Source organism: Cryptosporangium arvum DSM 44712 (assembly GCF_000585375.1).
In the GTDB taxonomy this organism is placed as follows: domain Bacteria; phylum Actinomycetota; class Actinomycetes; order Mycobacteriales; family Cryptosporangiaceae; genus Cryptosporangium; species Cryptosporangium arvum.
The window spans coordinates 568,243-584,817 of the sequence record NZ_KK073874.1 but is presented as its reverse complement, the minus strand read 5'-3'; the positions used below and the strand labels follow the sequence as shown (position 1 = coordinate 584,817).

Sequence of the window (16,575 nt, the reverse complement as noted above, 5' to 3'; positions counted from 1 at the left end):
CAAAATTGCCAGCATCATGACTACCTCCGTTGTTGGACCGGTCCAATACATGAAATGATGGGGCCACTTCGAGGGAATGGACATGGCCAATGACCGCTGAGGTGGACCGGAGTTCTCCCGGCGACGACCGCTTGCTGCACGTCCTGAGCGATTGGTCCGTCGGAAGCGGTCCGCTCTACCAGCAGCTGGCGGCCGCGATCCGGCGCGGGATCGAGGAGGGCGCGCTCCCCGCCGGAAGCGTCCTGCCCGCGGAACGTCGGCTCGCCGCCGTGCTGGCGGTCAGCCGGGCCACCGTCGTGGCCGCCTACGACCAGTTGCGCGGCGAAGGCGCGGTGGAGAGCCGGCGCGGCAGCGGCACCCGGATCGCCCGCACGGCCCGGTCCGGCCGGATCGGCGACGGTCGGGTTCCCGGTGGCCACTCCGCGCAGCTGTTCCAGCGCCTGATCGACGGCCCGGGCAGCGTGCTCTCGCTCGCGTCCGCCGCCGGAATGGCCGACGTCGTGGTGCCCACCGCGCTGGAGGAGGTGCTCCACCTCGACCTGGCCGAGGCCATGCTCGACCCCGGGTACCAGCCGCACGGCCTCGCGCGCCTCCGGGAGGCGATCACCGGGTACCTCACCGACCTCGGCCTTCCGTCGAAGCCGAACGAGATCCTGGTGACCACCGGTGCGCACCAGGCGATCGACCTGGTCGCCCAGCTGTACCTGCGGCCCGGCTCGCGGGTGGCGGTCGAGGCTCCGGGCTGGCCGGCCTGCTACGACGTGTTCCGCGCGGCCGGAGCCACGCTGGTGCCGGTGCCGATCGACCAGGACGGCGTCCGGCCGGAGGCGTTGGCGAAGGTGCTGGCCGAGTCGCCGATCGACCTCGTCTACCTGATGCCGACGTTCCACAACCCGACCGGCGCGCTGCTCTCCGCCGCCCGGCGCCGCCGGATCGTCGAGCTCGCGGCCCAGCACGACGTCGTCGTGGTCGCGGACGACACGCTCTCCGGCGTCAGCCTCGGGCACGACGTGCCCCCGCCGCTCCCGTCGTTCGCCGCCGCGGCCGGGGACCGGCCGGTCACGCTGATCCAGATGGGATCGCTGTCGAAGTCGGTCTGGGGCGGCCTGCGCGTCGGCTGGGCCCGCGCCTCCGCCGACGTGATCAGCCGACTCGCCCGCCGGAAGGCACTGGCCGACCTCGGGTCTCCGATCATCGACCAGTTGGTGGCCGCGCGGATCGTGCCCGGGCTCTCGTCGCTGGTGGAGCGACGCGTGCCGGAACGGCAGGAACAGCTGGCGACGATCGAGGCGCTGCTCGCCGAGCACCTGCCCCAGTGGCGCTGGCGCACACCGCTCGGCGGGCCGTCGCTCTGGGTGGAGCTACCAGGCGTGGACGCGGCGGTGTTCAGCCAGGTGGCGCTGCGCCACGGCGTCGAGGCGATCCCGGGGCGCTCGATGGACATCTCCGGCGGCCACGACTCGTTCCTGCGGCTGCCGTACTGCTTCCCGTCGGAGTTCCTGACCGAGGTCGTCCGCCGCTTCGCCGCCGCCTGGGCCGAACTCGAGCGCCACGGACCCTGGGAACCGAACCTCCGCCCAGTGGTCTGATGTCACTTTCGCCTCATTGGCCTCGGCAACCCCACGAGTAATTGATCGGGAACACAACTCCATCGGAGCTGAACGGCAAAACGGTTCCACGTTGGAGAATGGCCGGTAGGCTGCGCTATACGGCGCTCGGGGTGGGCGTAGGGCCAGTGGGGTGGGGAAACGGGCGGTGCTACTTGCATGGGAGACGCACCTTTTCCGGAGCTGACTCCTGCAGCAATCCGGGAGCTGACGCCCGCAGAGCGCAAGGCGCTTCTGGGTGACCTGGCGGCACGACTTCCACGGACTGCATTCACCGCGGCGTTGCTCCGGACAATGGAACAGTCTCCGGACGAGGGTTACTCGGCGTTCAACTCGGTCGTCGCCGCGCAGCCGGAGCGCAGTTGAATGGCGGAGGCGGCCGGTACGCTCAGCCAGTTCATCCTGAAGGTCCACAGTCGATGCAACCTCGCTTGCGATTACTGCTACGTATACAACGGGCCGGATCAAAGTTGGCAATACCGTCCAGCGGTTATGCCGCGGCAGACGATGGAGATCTTCGGCCGGCGTCTGCGTGAGTACCTGGTCGATCGACCTGATGTCCGGCCACACGTGGTACTCCATGGTGGCGAGCCCTTGCTCATCGGCACGGACCGGCTCGACTTCCTCGCAACCAGCCTGACCGAGGCGCTCGCACCGCTGGGTCGCCGCGCCCGGATGACCGTGCAGACCAATGGCTTACTTCTCGATTCGACGGTCCTGTCGTTACTACTTCGACACGAGATCAGCGTCGGACTGAGCATGGACGGTGGATCCGAGGCACACGGTCGCCACCGCCGGACCCGGGCCGGAACCAGCTCATTCGATGGCTCCACGCGAGCCGCCGAGTTATTGCGGAGCACCCCGTTCCGATCGCTCTACGGCGGCATCCTGGCCGTCATCGACGTGCGCAACGACCCGGTCGAAGTTTATGAGTCGCTCCTCGAACTCGAACCTCCCACGATCGACTTTCTCCTCCCCCATGCGACCTGGGACGCACCTCCGAAGGAAGGCTCGACGGCGTACGCCGAGTTCCTGATCCCGATATTCGACCGCTGGTTCGACGAGCCTCGGCTGAAGGTCGAGATCCGCCTGTTCGCATCTCTGCTCGAACTGGCGCTCGGTGGTGTTGGCTACAGCGAATTGTTCGGTCCGGCCCGGCCACCCGCCATCGTGGTCGAAACCGACGGAACGATCGAACGCACCGATTCATTCAAAATCGCCTACGAGGGCGCTTGCAGCACCGGACTCGACATTTTTTCCAATTCGTTCGAACAGGCGGCTGAACACCGATTCTTTGCTTCGTCCGACGGTGGCGTTCCTCCTTGCGACACGTGCCTGGCGTGCCCCGTCTATCGCCTCTGCGGCGGTGGCATGGCCGCACACCGCTATCGCTCGGGAAGCGGCTTCGCCAATCCCTCCGTGTACTGCGATGGCCTCGCAAAACTTGCCGAGCACGTGCAGGGCCGGGCCGAGCGCGCCCTGGCCTCGCTCCCCCTCGGCCGCGATGCGCCCGGCTCCCACCGGGGGTCCCGTGACTGACTCGGCGCCGTACGCATGCCCCCCGTTCGGTCGGCAATGTTGCTATGCCGTCCGGCTACATCGGCGATTCGCCTCGCCTCCCTGATGTCCTCAGTAGCGTGCGCAGCGTTATGGTCAGGCCACGCGTCGTCGGGCGCTTTCGAATTCCCGGTAATCAGCCTCAGGGGGGAAGTGGTACCGGTGGGCCCATATTTCGTCGTGACACATGCGGCGACGGGCACCGACGGCCACTACATCCGGCGCTTGTTCGCAGACTTGGTGGACGCGGTCGGGCTCCGTCTGGCCGCCCGCAACGGGCCGGTCGGTGTCCTGAGCGGCCCTCGACGCGTGCCTGCCGAAGCCGACACCACGATCACACCGGAAGTATTCGCCACTCCCGTGCTGATCGCCATCTACACGCCGGAGTTCCTCCGCAGCCCGCACGCGTGCGGCGAATGGTCGATCTTCTGGCAGCGTCAACTCACGAATGAGCAGATCACCGGCAACAAGCGGAGCGCCCTGCTTGGCTTGCGCTGGGCCCCGATAGACCCCGTCCCGGCCGAAGTCGAGCAGACCGTCGTCCGGATGGATCTCGGTTCTGCGCTCGGCGACACCATCCGGCACAGCGGCGGTCAGGAGCCTTACCCCGGCCTCGTCCGAGGGCTGGTGGACCAGATCGTCACGGCCGCCGCGCCCGACCGGCTGGTGCCGGCGATGTCGCCGGACAGCGCCGCCCAATTCACTCCGCGGTGGGTCGCCGCCGCGTCACCGGAGTTGCTGCCCTCGGCTCCGAAAAAGCCGGGCCGGGCCTCCGGCGCCACCCGGGTCGGCCTGGTCGTCGCGGCGGGGGCCGCGGAGGAACAGCCGCCGCAGCGCCGTGACCGGCAGTACTACGGAGCCGACTCCGCCGGCTGGCAGCCGTTCCTACCCGGGGTCGAGACGACCGCGTTGGCGTTGGCGTACCGCAGCATCTACGACCTCGACATCGGCGACGTCGTCGCGTTCCCGTTCGACGAAGGAATCGTCGAACAGGTCCGGGCCGCGGCGGAGACCAACCGGATCGTGCTCGTCGTCGTCGATCCCTGGGTTTCGCGGATCGACGTCTACCGGCAGCTGCTGACCTGGCTCGGGCAGCAGGACCTCCGGAACTCGACGGTCGCGGCGTGCCTACTGGTCGTGAACCCCACGGACGTCGAGACCTCGCGCCACGAAGCCGAACTGCTGGCCGGTATCACCGAGCACCTGTCGCTCCGTCGCCGGGCCGCCGCCGGGCGCGTCGATCGTTTCGCCGTGCCGACTCCGCAACAGCTGGACGCGGGACTCGCGGAGGCCGTGGTCGGCGCACAGAACGCACTACTACGACGCCGTCGGTTGCCGGCCGACGTCGACAGCGGTCCGGTCGCGGCCCGCGAGCGCGCCAGTTGGATCACGACCCCGGACCATCCCTGGCGCCCGCGGCTCCGGCGCCCCGTCGACGACGATATGGAGCGCCGATAGCAAATGGGTACTGTCGTTACCTTTTATTCATACAAAGGCGGCGTCGGCCGCACAATGTGCATGGCCAACATCGCGTGGATCCTGGCCAGCCGAGGAAAGCGGGTTCTGGCGGTCGACTGGGATCTGGAATCTCCCGGTCTGCACAAATACCTGGAACCGTTCCTCCTCGACAAGGAGCTGCGTAACTCCGACGGAGTCATCGACATCTTCCGGAATTACGCATTGGAAGCCATCGACAGCAATGCGCCGGACATCGAGCCGCTTCGCTCGAAATACGCCGACATCTCCGAAGACTCGGTGACCCTCTGGGACACGCCGTTCGATCCGCCGAATCTGTTCCGCTTCCTGCCTGCCGGCAAGCAGAACAGCGCGTACGCGCAGGCCGTCGGCACCTTCAACTGGGACGCTTTCTACAACTCCGCCGAAGGACTGAGTTTCTTCGAGGAACTGCGGCGCAATTTCAAGTCCGACGAGTACGACTACGTACTCATCGACAGCCGGACGGGTTTCTCCGACAACGCCGACATCTGCACGCTACTGCTGCCCGACATCGTCGTGGTCGGCTACGCGATGAACGACCAGGCGATCCAGGGTGGGGCGTGGGCGGCTCAGCACATCGTCGAGTCGGCCGAACGGGAGGTCGGACGTCGAATCAAGGTCCTACCCGTGGCAATGCGGGTCGACCCGGTCGAACAGGCTCGGCTGAAGCAGAGCCGGGCCTTTGCCCGCGCTGCCTTTCAATCGGTCGTCGATCGACTCGACCTCGACGACCCCGAGCGGTACTGGGCCGAGACCCAGATCCCCTACAAGTCCAACTATGCCTTCGAGGAACTGCTCGCTCCGATCGAGGAGCCGGCCAGTGAGCTCGAGGGTCTGCTCGTCCCGTATCAGCGTTTGGCGGCGATAATCACCGAAGGCGAGGTCACCGAGGCGCACCCGATGAAGGAGTCGACCCGGCAGGCCCTGCAGGGCCGATACGCCAGGGTGCCGATCGGCGCGCCGCAGACGGCCTTCGTCGCTTATGCGCCGCGCGATCGCGCGTGGGCGGACTGGATCCGTACCGTGCTCTACCTCAACGGCATCCGCGTCGTCGAGCGCCGAGCCGGCCAGAAGCCGGGCGATCCCATCCCGGACGTCGACCGGGTCGTCGCGCTGATCTCGTCGCATTGGGAGTCGTCGCTGGACGCCCGGGCCTTGAGCATCCGGGCCTCCGAGAAGCACGCCGAGAGCAAGATCCTGGCGATCCGCATCGACGAGGGCTCCACTCTTCCGCCGTGGTCGGAGATCCCCGGGCTGAACCTGATCGGCTTCGGGCCCGACGACGCGCGGAAAGCGCTGCTGGCGCACCTCGATCGGCATTCGCCGGCCGATCGGTTGCCGCACGACAGTGCGGCCCGGTATCCGCGCACCCGCCCGAGCGTGATCGAGCTGCCCCCCAACCTGGATCGCTTCGTCGGGCGCGACGACGTGCTGGAGGAACTGCGTAACAAACTGGCGCCCGGTACGACTCCCGACGGCCCGGTAGCGCTGGTCGGCCTGTCCGGCACCGGGAAGAGCCAGACCGCGCTGGAGTTCGCGCTGCGGTTCCAAGCCGACTACGACGTGATCTGGTGGGTCCCGGCGATCAGCCGGATCAGCGTGGAGACGTCACTGCGTGATCTCGACGCCGCGGTGGCCGCCGCCAACGAGTCCGAGCAGTCGGTCCCGGAGAGCGCGTCGAGCAACGGGACGACCCCCGCCGAGTCGGGCGAACACCCGCCGCGACGCGTCCTGTTGATCTTCGACAGCGCGGACACCCCGGACGCGATAATCGACCTGCTACCCAAGCGCGTCTCCGTCCACAGCATCGTCACGTCGAAGGACACCGGCGCCTGGGCGAGCGTCAACGCTTCGACGATCGCTCTCGAGCGTTTCACCCGCCCCGAGAGCGTCCAGTTGTTGAAGTTCCGCGCTCCGTGGACGACCGACCGGGAGGCTGATCGCGTCGCGGACGCGCTCGGCGATTTCCCGGTCGCGATCGAACACGCCGCGCGTTGGCTCAACCCGCGCCGAGACACCCCGTCGGCGGTCAACGACTACCTGCGGCTCCTCGCCGAGTGGCGTAATCGCATGCGCGCGGACGCCGATCAGCCGGACGAGTTCCTGCCGGCCGCGGTCAGCTGGCGGCTGTCGATCGAGAACCTGGCGAGCGAGTACCCCGCGGCAGCGCTGTTCTTGGAGTACTGCAGCTTCCTCTCGCCGAACGCGATCGCCCTCGCGCTACTCGAACGGGGCCAGGTGCTCGCCGAGCTCGAGGCGGCCGACCCGGGCCTGCGTGACTTCGGGACCGGCAAGATACTCCGCGTTCTGCGTGGGCACGGGCTGGCCCGGCAGGACTTCACCCGCCGCACGATCTTCATCCACCCGTTGATGCAGGCCGCCGCCCGATCCCGGCTAACGGCCGAGGAACGCGAAAACCGACGCGCCGCGATTCTGGACGCGCTCGCACGCTTCGCGCCCCCTGACACCGAAGCCGAAGAGGTCCACCACGACGCGACCTACGACGAGCTGCAGGATCACATCACGCCGTCGGGAGCACTCCGGAGCGATCGATGGGAGATCCGCCGCTGGTTGGTCAACCAGGTCCGCTATCTGTGGCGTACGGGCCGCTGGGAAGAGGCGTGCGGGCTCGGCGAGCGTCTTCTCGACACCTGGTCGCCGCCGGCACCGGCCGGGCACGAGAACCGCTTCGAGCGATGGATCTCGCTCTCCGACGACGAGCGTGTCGACGGTAACCAGCAGGAGCTCGCCAAGCTGCGTCTGCGAATGGGCGTCCAGGTCGCGAACGCTTACCGCTCCGAAGGCCGGTACCGGGACTCGTACGAGCTGGATCGGAAGATTCTGGCCGTGCAATCGGGACTGCTCGGCGGTCCCCAGCATCCCCAGATGCTGATGACACTGCGGAGCTTCGGAGCGGACCTCCGGGGTCTCGGACGTTTCCGAGAGGGCTGGGAAGACGACCAAGCGACGTACGCCTACTTCCGCGAGCTCTTCGGCGTGGACCATCCCGACACGCTGAGCGCCGCGAACAACCTGGCCGAAGCGTTGTTGCTCATCGGTTCGGCCGAGGAGTCCCTCCAGCAGGATCGCGATACCTACGACCGACGCCGACGCGTGTTGGGAGACGGGCACCGCCACACCTGGTTCTCGTACGGGAACATCGGCACGGTCTATCGCGAGCTCGACCGGGTCGCCGAGTCCATGCGGACTCTCCGGGACACCGCGGAGGAGTGCCGCAAGCGATTCGGCGACGACGCACCGGAAACGCTACGTGCCCGTCGCAGCCTGGCGGTCAGCTGGCGGCGTCTCGGCGACCCCGAACTCGCTCGGTCGCTCAGCCAAGCAACGGTTCGTCGGTACACGGCGCGCTACGGATTGAACAATCCGGACACCCTGTCGTGCCGCTTGAACCTCGCAACAGATCTTCACGTTCTTGGTGACTATGAGGCCGCTGTTGCTATGGGCGCAGACGTGCTTGAGGGGTACCGCGAGGTGTTCGGGGACAATCATCCGTTCACTTTCATCTGCCAGTGTTCCCTCGCGACGTTCCGGCGGGCAACCGGCGACTTCGCTCGTAGCGGCATCGACGCCGAGGCATCGTGGAACGGTCTCTACGCGAGCCTGGGAGACCGCCACCCGATCTTGGCCGGTGCGTCGATCAACTACGCCAACGTCCTTGTCGACCTGGGCGACTTCACCCGCGCGAAAGAACTCGACAGCCACGCCCGCTCCGCATTCACGCGCTTGTACGGGAACGGCCACTCGTACTCCGAGATCGCTTTGCGCAACCACCTCGACTCGCAGGAACGCGAGGAAGGCGGCGCGATCGACCGGCCCACCTCCGACCGCGGCGAGATCGATCTCGAAGTGCCGGCGTTCTGAATGGCCCGACGACCCAGGTACGCGGAACGTTCGCTAGGGGATACCGCATGTCCGTAGACGCACACAGCGTGCCCTCACCCGTCGAGCCGAACATCGTCCGAGCGAGTCACCTGCCCGAGGAGAACGAAGAGCTCATCCAACTGACCGGCGAGGTCGTCAGCGCACGGAAGCTGCATTACGTCGGTCACTTCACCCGGGGCTTCTTCGACTTCTCGATCGACGTACTCGCTGACGTCGCGGGCGCTCTTCCCTCCGAGCGCGACGTCGAGCGCCAGCGGGAGTGGTGCCGCTGGCACGGGCGGCAGATGAACTTCCTCGCCGACCGGCTGGACCGCCAACTCCAGACCATTCGAAGTGGTCGTCTCATCCGCACGGTCCTGGAGGCCGACAATCAGTCGGTCCATCATTATCAGATCCGTACCGGCCAGTACTTCGTCGGCTACGCGTTCGACAGCCCAGGCTTACAGACCGCCGACAGGCTGATGGCCGACCTCACGAACGAGGTCAGGGCACGCTACCGGCTGGGCTCGCAGAATCCGGGCGGGTACCTGACCCAGGGCGAGGGCGACTGGATTCTCAGCGAGTTCGGCAACAGTCCGCACGTCGAGGGCTTCATCGACGAGAGCACGACCCAGTCGCTGGTTCGGGAATTCAGCCGCGAAGCCGTCGACCCACAGCGGCTTCACTACGCAGCCTATTATGACGGCGGCGCGTTCCAAGGTGCGGTCGACGTGTTCAGCGCGCCGCAACTCAAGCTCTTCTTCGATCAGATAAGCCGAAAAGATCGTCGCATCCGTTATCGCGAAATCGGCAGCAGACTCGACGCGATGGTGCGTTCCCTGGAGCAGTCGATGTACCCGGTGACGGCCGGGGCATTGAATAGACTCGTGCTCGACGTCGAAGAGGGCGCGCTGTTCTACAACAAGATTTCGACCCATTACCCGGGGTCGTACGTAATCGGCGTTACCGTCGATAAATCCCGGGTAGCGGACGCGGACGCACGTGTTCAGGAACTTTCGGAACAGATCGCTCTCCGCCTTCCGGAAAGCTCCAGTGAAGACTCGGCAGGACAGAATGAATGAATATGGGCACTTGACCGGGCACTTTGGGATATTTATACTGCTCGGAGCAACTCACTGTGCGCATCGCCTCGAATACGGAGAGCGAAGCGCCCGAGAAGTTGTCGCCAGCCGATGAGGGGGTCGACGGATATGGCCTCGTCCGGCATATGTCGAGCCTGCGCGAACCCGCTCGATCGGCGATGACGGCGCGCGATGGACTATTACTTCTTCACCAGCCATTCGTCCTCTGAGGACGAGCGCGGGGCCGTCAAGAGATTCCACGACGACCTCGAGCGGCAGCTCTGGGTGCAGGCGGGTCTCGGTGTCGGCGGCATACTTGACCGCTACGGGCTCGCGCCGGGCTGGGAACGGTCCACCACCGACCGGGCGGACTGGGTTCCGAGCATGGTCGCACTCTGCTCGGGCGACTACTTCGCCGATCCGGACTGCCGAGAAGAATGGGTGCGCTTCGCCGGGCGTGTGCGAAAACATACGGCTGAACGCGCGCCGGCGGAAAAGTGTCTGATCACCGTGCGCTGGCGAGGGTCGCTCCCGCAGCGTCCCGAGGGCGTGGAGCCTCGGTACTTGAACCGCGCGTGGTGGCCGCCGGTCCACGGCCCGGACGACGGCTCCGGCCTGGCGGATTTCATGCGGCACCGGGGTCAATCCAAAGAGTATTACGCGATCGTGACCGACGTGGTGCGCCAGATCCTGGAAGCGAAGCACATCGATCTCGCGGCTGATCCGTCCTCCACGGGCCCCGAGCCGCGCAGCGAGCCGCGCGAGTCAGAGGTTCCGGTGGTGCGCGACAACGCGGTCAGATCGATCGCCATCAGCTATGTCGGAGCCGATCAGCCCTGGGCCGACTGGCTCCGCGGAGTTTTCCGGGAAAAAGGCCATCAAGTGGATCTGTTCCGGTGGAACGCTCACCACGAGACCAGCCTGAAGGATTCACTCGACGTCGCGGCGAGCCGAACCGATCGTGTCGTCGTGTTGCTTTCCCGCCATTACTTGATCAACCGTTCTCGCCAGCCGCAGGACTGGGAATCAGCTCTCGTCGACTCCGCCCACCCCGAAAAGATCGTCCGGGTTCGGCTCGACTCGACCCCGCTCCCCGCCGAGCTGCGGACCACTTCGATGATCACTCTGGAACAACCCACGGCGGAAGTGGTCGACGAGCTGGTCCGCGCGGTCGAGTCGGCACCGGTCGGCAATCGTTGACCACGCTCTTCGATCTACCTTCGGGATCTCCGAGAGTCTTCAACGTTCCACCGCGGCGATTGTCCTTCGTCGGTCGCGACGACGAACTCGCCCAGCTGCACGAGGGCTTACAGGTTCATCGAAAGGCCGTCCTCCACGGAACCCCCGGGATGGCGAAACCTGGGAAGACGGAGGCGGCGATCGAATACTGCTACCGCTACTCCCAGAATTACGACGTCATCTGGTGGTTCGATTCCACGGACGTGCGGAACACGTTCAAGGAGTGTGAGCTGAAGTGCGAGGAAGCGGCGACGCGCATCGGCGGCCCGCGCTCACTCTTCGTGTTCGACTGTCCCGAGGGTGACACCAGGGTCGACGGGCTCCTCGCTCTTCTGAATGGCGACGCCCCGCTCGCGCTGCGCGTCGCCACCGAGTTGCCTGCGGCCTGGAGCGGCCCGGCCGTTCGCCTCGGCCGGCTGGCGCGGTCGGAGTCGGCTGTGCTGCTCGGGCAGAGCGACCCCCTGCTGGACCCGGAGGACGCCGACGCGCTGGGAAGCCTGCTGGGCGACGAGCCGTTCCGGATCGCTCAGCTCAACGCGATGATTCTGGCCGGCGCGGTGGACGCGGAGGTCGCCCTGCGCCTGCTCCGCCTCACGGCTCTCTCGGCGCTGAGCGAGCAGCCGGTCACAACGCCGGCGGTCGTCGCCCCGGCCAGGAAGCCCTCGCAACGGCTGCTCGAGAACGTCGTGTATCTCCTGTCGGGAGCGGCGGCGATCAACACGCCGGAGCGACGTCAGGCTTTCTCGTCGCTCATGCGAACCAATCACGGTCTGTACTTCGACATCGACCCGGCTCTGTCGGTCGCGAGGTACTGGCAGGAACTGGTGGAGCGCATCAGCGATTCGCACGGCTCCGACGGACTGCGCGGGCTCGCGGCGGCCACCCACGAGTTCGCCCCCGACGATCCGGCCACGATGAGCATCGAGGCGGCTCTCCGGCAGTTGGCCGACGAGGCCGCTCGCACCCCGCCCGGCCAGTCGTACCGCTTCTTCCTGAGCTACTCCCGACGCGACGTCGACCAGCATCGGGTTCTGGAGTTCTGGCGGGCGCTCAAACAGCAAACTCAGACCCATGCCAGGCGAGCGCCCAAGGAGTACGACGGCTACATCGACCAGAACATGCAGTTGGGCTCGCACTGGCCGAGCAAGCTCTACCACGCGGCGACGACGTCGCGCGTCCTGATCGCGCTCTGCTCCCGCGACTACTTCGAGCGGTCGTGGTGCGGCCTGGAGTGGGCCGTCTTCAACGAGCGGGCTCGACGGGCCGGTGAGGACACGGTCGGAATTCTGCCGTTGCGCTGGGGCGACATGGGGAAGGCCGACTGGCCGGACGGCGTAAGAGACGTCATGCACACCACGGAGGCTCTCGATTCGGTGTACGGAGGTCTCTCGCTAGCGGACTTCGGAGGAGATCACTCGTACCGGGATTTTGTTCGTATTCTTTCCCAGATAATTCATTCCCTGCCTAATTCTCCCGATCTTCCCAAGCTGACGGTCGAGGAAGTGAACGGCTTGACCCCGACGTTCGGCAACGACCCGCGCCCGAAGCTTCACCTTCCCTCGACCGCCTAGCCCTCGTTCGACCTCGGTGGCTTGTCATCGCCGAACGTTAATCGCGGTTAACATCTTCACCCGATGACGCAGTGTGAGCGGCCTTCCGCGGAGCGGTGTTACTCCGTGGTAACTTCCGCTTCGCTTCACCGTCGGGAGGGGAGCCATGCGCCGCGGCATCGGTTTCACGCTCATCTGCGTCGGCCTGTTCCTGGCCGTTCTGGGTGGGGCCATCCGGTATTGGGCTCACGACCGCCTCGTCGTGGTCCCGGTCGACCTGTACGGCACGGTCGACCTGACCGGGAAAGCCACCTATCTCGACATGACGACGCTCGAGGAGAAGACGGGCAGTGTCGTCGCGCGCCAGACGGTTCGGGCCGACGTCGACGCCAGCTCCGACCGGGTGCTCGTCGTCGACCTCTCGCAGGTGATCTCCACCGCCGACGGTCAGTTCATCCGCGCCTCGGTCGAACGCGCCGCGATCGACCGGCGCACCGGCTCCGCGGTCAACTGCTGCGCGGAGTCGGTCGACGAGAAGCCCACCCGCCACGAGGGGTACCTGTTCAAGCTTCCGTTCGACGCTCCGCGCGGCGACGTGATGCTCTGGGACGGAACGTCGGCGTCGGCGAACCCGGGCGAGTTCGTCGGGACTGAGACGATCGCGGGACACCTGGTCTACCGGTACGTGTCCGAGGTTCCGGGGCGGCAGATCCGCACCCGGGAGGACACCGGCGCGCTCGTCGGTGAGGCGCGGGCGTACGACGCTCCGGTATGGAACTCGAGCGTCCGGACGATGTGGGTGGAGCCGGTCACCGGTACGCCGCTCGCCGTGCAGGTGCAGACGCGGACGACGCTCCGCAACTCCCGCGGGCAGGACGAGGCGACGGTGTTCGCGGCGACGCTGCGCAGCGACCGGGCGAAGCCGAACCCGGAGACGCTGGCGCTGGTCGCGGAGAGCAAGCGTCGGATCGAGACGGTGCGGCGGGTGCCGGTGTGGGGGTTGGGCGGCGGAGGGCTCCTGGCGACGTTCGGGATCGTGCTCCTGCTCGGGCGCCGACGCCGATCGGTCCCGGTGAGCCCGGGTCTACCTCCGGTAGCCGACCCGGAGCGGGTCACCGCTGTCCCCCGGCCGGACGTTTCCTCCCGGCCGGACGCTTCGTCCCGGCGGCTGGACGTCGGACCTCGGCGGAATGCCGGGCCGGGGTCAGGCGCCGGTTTCTGGCGGGAGGTCGGGCCGGGCCAGCCGGTGGCGCCGGCGCCGGTGGCCGACCGACCGCTCAGCCGCTACATCCGGCCCTACCTGGACGGCGACACCGGCGCGCACCGGCGACCGGACACCACCGGCAGCCACCGCGCGCCGGACCCGCTCGACCCGGACACCGACTGGCTCACGCTCATCGGCCCCGAGAGCGACCACACGGTCGCCCCGCCGGAACCGCGGGAGCCCCGGAATCGATACCCCGACGGCTGGTGAAACTCAGGCGAGCTGCTCCAGCACCGCCGCCGAGAACGCCGGCAGATCGTCCGGCTTCCGGCTGGTCACGAGCTTCCCGTCGACCACGACCTCCCGATCCACCCACTCCGCCCCGGCGTTCCGGAAGTCGGTCTGCAGGCTGGGCCAGGACGTGAGCGTCCGACCTTCCACCACCCCGGCCTCGATCAGCACCCAGCCGCCGTGGCAGATGACCCCGACCGGCTTGCCCGACGTGAAGAAACTCTTAACAAAACTCACAGCCCGCTCGTCCGCGCGAACAAAATCGCCGTTAGCTACTCCACCCGGAAGCACCAAAGCGGCATAGTCGTCCGGATTCGCAGCATCCAGATCACGATCAACCGAACGAGTGTCGCCGTGGTCCAGATGATTGAACGCCTGAATCTTCCCTCCGGACAGCGAGATCAGTTCCGGTTGTCCCCCGGAGTCGCTGATCGCGGCCCACGGCTGGTCGAGTTCCGCCTGCTCGACGCCGTCCGTTGCGAGGAACGCGATCCGGGCGCCGTTCAATTGCGTAGCCATCGTCAGCCTTTCGTCGTCTTTGTCACCCCGTGCCGTCCCGAGCCGAATTCCCGGTGGATCCGACCTCAAACTGACGACGAAAACTGCTCACTGACCGGAATTCCGACGCAGATTAATTGCTTCGGCGACGGAGAGTTGCCTGCTCCCACGACCGGCCGAAGACATCACCCGAACGGACCAGGGCGCTTGACGATGGCGCTTTCACACCCGACGCTGAGCACTATGAGCACACCTCTGGTTTTGACGCTCTTCACCGCGCTGACGGTTGCGGTTATCGCGGGCATCATGGGTGCGGCGATGTGGGGGCGGAAGCACTCGAACGAGGAAGACCTCGAGCCGGCCAACGAGGGCACGCCCGAGCACTCGCTCTTCGACGAGGTGCACTCGGCCTAGAACCGCGTCAGGGTCGCGCCGACGGTTTGCGGACGTCGGGCGCGCCCAGCCGGGCGGCGTCGGCCGTGAGATCGTCCGGCATACGCTGCGACTCCCGCTCGGCGAGCACCCGGGCGCGGTAGTGCTCCACCTCGCGCCGCCGGGTGGCGGCGTCCCACCCCAGCGCGGGTGCCAGTACGTCGGCCACGTCCTCGACGGAGTCGAGGCCGCGGTGCGCGGTCTCGATCGAGATCCGGGTCCGCCGGGTCAGCACGTCCTCCAGGTGCAGCGCGCCCTCGTGTGACGCGGCGTACGCGATCTCGGCGGCCAGGTATTCCGGCGCACCGGCGACCGGCTGCCCGAGCCGCGGATCCGCGTCGATGCTCGCGAGCAGCTCGGTGGTGAGCGAGCCGTAGCGCTCCAGCAGGTGCTCCACCGCCCCGACGGTCACGCCGTGCCGCCGGGCCAGGTCGGCCCGGTTGGCCCACATCGCGGTGAAACCGTCCGCGCCGATCAGCGGGATGTCCTGGGTGCGGCTCCGCGGCACGTCACGCAGGCGGTGCGCCGCTTTGTCGATGACGTCGGCGGCCATCACGCGGTACGTCGTGTACTTGCCGCCGGCGACGAGCATCAGCCCGAGCATCGGCTCCACGACCGCGTGCTCCCGGGACAGCTTCGACGACGACTCGTCCTCACCGGCCAGCAGCGGCCGCAGCCCCGCGTAGACGCCCTCGATGTCGTCGTGGGTGATCGGGCGTTCGAGGACCGCGTTGACGTGTTCGAGGATGTAGTCGATGTCGACGCTGGACGCGGCCGGATGGGCGCGGTCGAGGTCCCAGTCGGTGTCGGTGGTGCCGATGATCCAGTGCCCACCCCAGGGGATGACGAACAGCACCGACTTCTCGGTGCGCAGGATGAGCCCGACGTCGCCGGAGATCACCGAGCGCGGCACGACGAGGTGGACGCCCTTGCTCGCGCGCACGCGCAGGCCGGGACGCTCGTGGAGCATCTCCGACAGGTCGTCGCTCCAGACGCCGGTGGCCGCGACGACCGTCCGGGCGCGGATCTCGAACTCGTCGTCGGACTCCAGATCACGCACCCGGACGCCGACCACCTCGCGGGCGTTGCGCAGCAGGTCCACCACGCGCGTGCTGGTCGCGGTGACGGCACCGTAGGACGCCGCCGTGCGCGCGAGCGCCAGCACGAACCGGGCGTCGTCGACGTGGCCGTCGTAGTAGCGGATGGCGCCGACGAGCGCGTCGCGACGCAGGCTCGGGAACAGCCGACGGGCTCCGGCGCGGCTCAGGTGCCGGTGGCGCGGCACCCCCCGGGCCGTGCCGAGGATCGATCCCAGCGTGTCGTAGAGGGCCACCCCGGCGCCGTAGTAGAGCCGCTGCCACCCGTGGTGGTTGAGCGGCAGCAGGAACGGCGTCGGGCGAACCAGGTGCGGCGCGAGCGTGGTCAACAGGCGGCCGCGCTCCTCGAGCGCCTCCCGCACCAGGCTGAAGTTCAGCTGCTCCAGGTAGCGCAGGCCGCCGTGAATGAGCTTGCTCGACCGGCTGGACGTGCCGGAGGCGAAGTCGCGCGCCTCGACCAGCGCGACCGAGAGGCCACGGCTGGCCGCGTCGAGCGCGGCACCGGCACCGGTGACTCCCCCGCCAATGACGACGACGTCGAACGTCTCGGTGCGCAGCCGCGCGAGCGCGTCGGCACGCTGCTGCGGGCCGAGCTGACTGGCGGCGAAACGGGACACCTGCGGATCACGACTCACCGGT

11 protein-coding genes are annotated in these 16,575 nt (G+C 67.4%); 9 read left to right on the top strand and 2 right to left on the bottom strand.

Going from position 1 to position 16,575, the window contains the following annotated elements:
- The first annotated feature begins 89 nt into the window (after positions 1-89).
- From CRYAR_RS02660 to pgfA, 8 genes are all read left to right on the top strand, one after another.
- Positions 90-1,589: an aminotransferase-like domain-containing protein gene (locus tag CRYAR_RS02660; RefSeq protein WP_035848217.1), complete on the top strand. Its 1,500-nt coding sequence runs from the start codon at positions 90-92 to the stop codon at positions 1,587-1,589.
- 384 nt (positions 1,590-1,973) lie between these two features.
- On the top strand, positions 1,974-3,146 hold the full coding sequence (locus tag CRYAR_RS02655) for an FxsB family cyclophane-forming radical SAM/SPASM peptide maturase (RefSeq protein ID WP_035848216.1): 1,173 nt from the start codon (positions 1,974-1,976) through the stop codon (positions 3,144-3,146).
- A 243-nt stretch (positions 3,147-3,389) separates the two neighbouring features.
- Entirely contained in the window at positions 3,390-4,622 is a 1,233-nt protein-coding gene (gene fsxC, locus CRYAR_RS02650; protein WP_169744985.1) for an FxsC protein, read from the top strand.
- A 3-nt stretch (positions 4,623-4,625) separates the two neighbouring features.
- Positions 4,626-8,543, top strand: a complete 3,918-nt coding sequence (gene fxsT / locus CRYAR_RS02645; RefSeq protein ID WP_084699967.1) for an FxSxx-COOH system tetratricopeptide repeat protein — start codon at positions 4,626-4,628, stop codon at positions 8,541-8,543.
- Between the two features lie 47 nt (positions 8,544-8,590).
- Positions 8,591-9,625 carry a hypothetical protein gene (locus tag CRYAR_RS02640; protein ID WP_035848210.1) on the top strand — a complete coding sequence of 345 codons (1,035 nt, stop codon included), beginning with the start codon at positions 8,591-8,593 and terminating at the stop codon, positions 9,623-9,625.
- A 192-nt stretch (positions 9,626-9,817) separates the two neighbouring features.
- Entirely contained in the window at positions 9,818-10,825 is a 1,008-nt protein-coding gene (locus tag CRYAR_RS02635; RefSeq protein WP_035848208.1) for a toll/interleukin-1 receptor domain-containing protein, read from the top strand.
- Positions 10,826-10,974: 149 nt separating this feature from the next.
- Positions 10,975-12,435: a toll/interleukin-1 receptor domain-containing protein gene (locus tag CRYAR_RS42565; protein WP_157017280.1), complete on the top strand. Its 1,461-nt coding sequence runs from the start codon at positions 10,975-10,977 to the stop codon at positions 12,433-12,435.
- A gap of 145 nt (positions 12,436-12,580) precedes the next feature.
- A complete protein-coding gene (pgfA, locus tag CRYAR_RS02625) occupies positions 12,581-13,888 on the top strand; it encodes a cell envelope lipid trafficking protein PgfA (protein ID WP_035848206.1) in 1,308 nt (435 codons plus the stop codon).
- 3 nt (positions 13,889-13,891) lie between these two features.
- Here pgfA and CRYAR_RS02620 read toward each other — a convergent pair whose 3' ends face one another.
- Entirely contained in the window at positions 13,892-14,428 is a 537-nt protein-coding gene (locus CRYAR_RS02620; protein ID WP_211247923.1) for a type 1 glutamine amidotransferase domain-containing protein, read from the bottom strand.
- 222 nt (positions 14,429-14,650) lie between these two features.
- Between CRYAR_RS02620 and CRYAR_RS02615 the strand changes: the two genes are divergently transcribed.
- Positions 14,651-14,821, top strand: a complete 171-nt coding sequence (locus CRYAR_RS02615) for a hypothetical protein (RefSeq protein WP_157017278.1) — start codon at positions 14,651-14,653, stop codon at positions 14,819-14,821.
- Positions 14,822-14,828: 7 nt separating this feature from the next.
- Here the strand turns inward: CRYAR_RS02615 and CRYAR_RS02610 are convergent, their stop codons facing one another.
- Positions 14,829-16,553 carry a glycerol-3-phosphate dehydrogenase/oxidase gene (locus tag CRYAR_RS02610; RefSeq protein WP_035860214.1) on the bottom strand — a complete coding sequence of 575 codons (1,725 nt, stop codon included), beginning with the start codon at positions 16,551-16,553 and terminating at the stop codon, positions 14,829-14,831.
- Between the last annotated feature and the right edge of the window lie 22 nt (positions 16,554-16,575).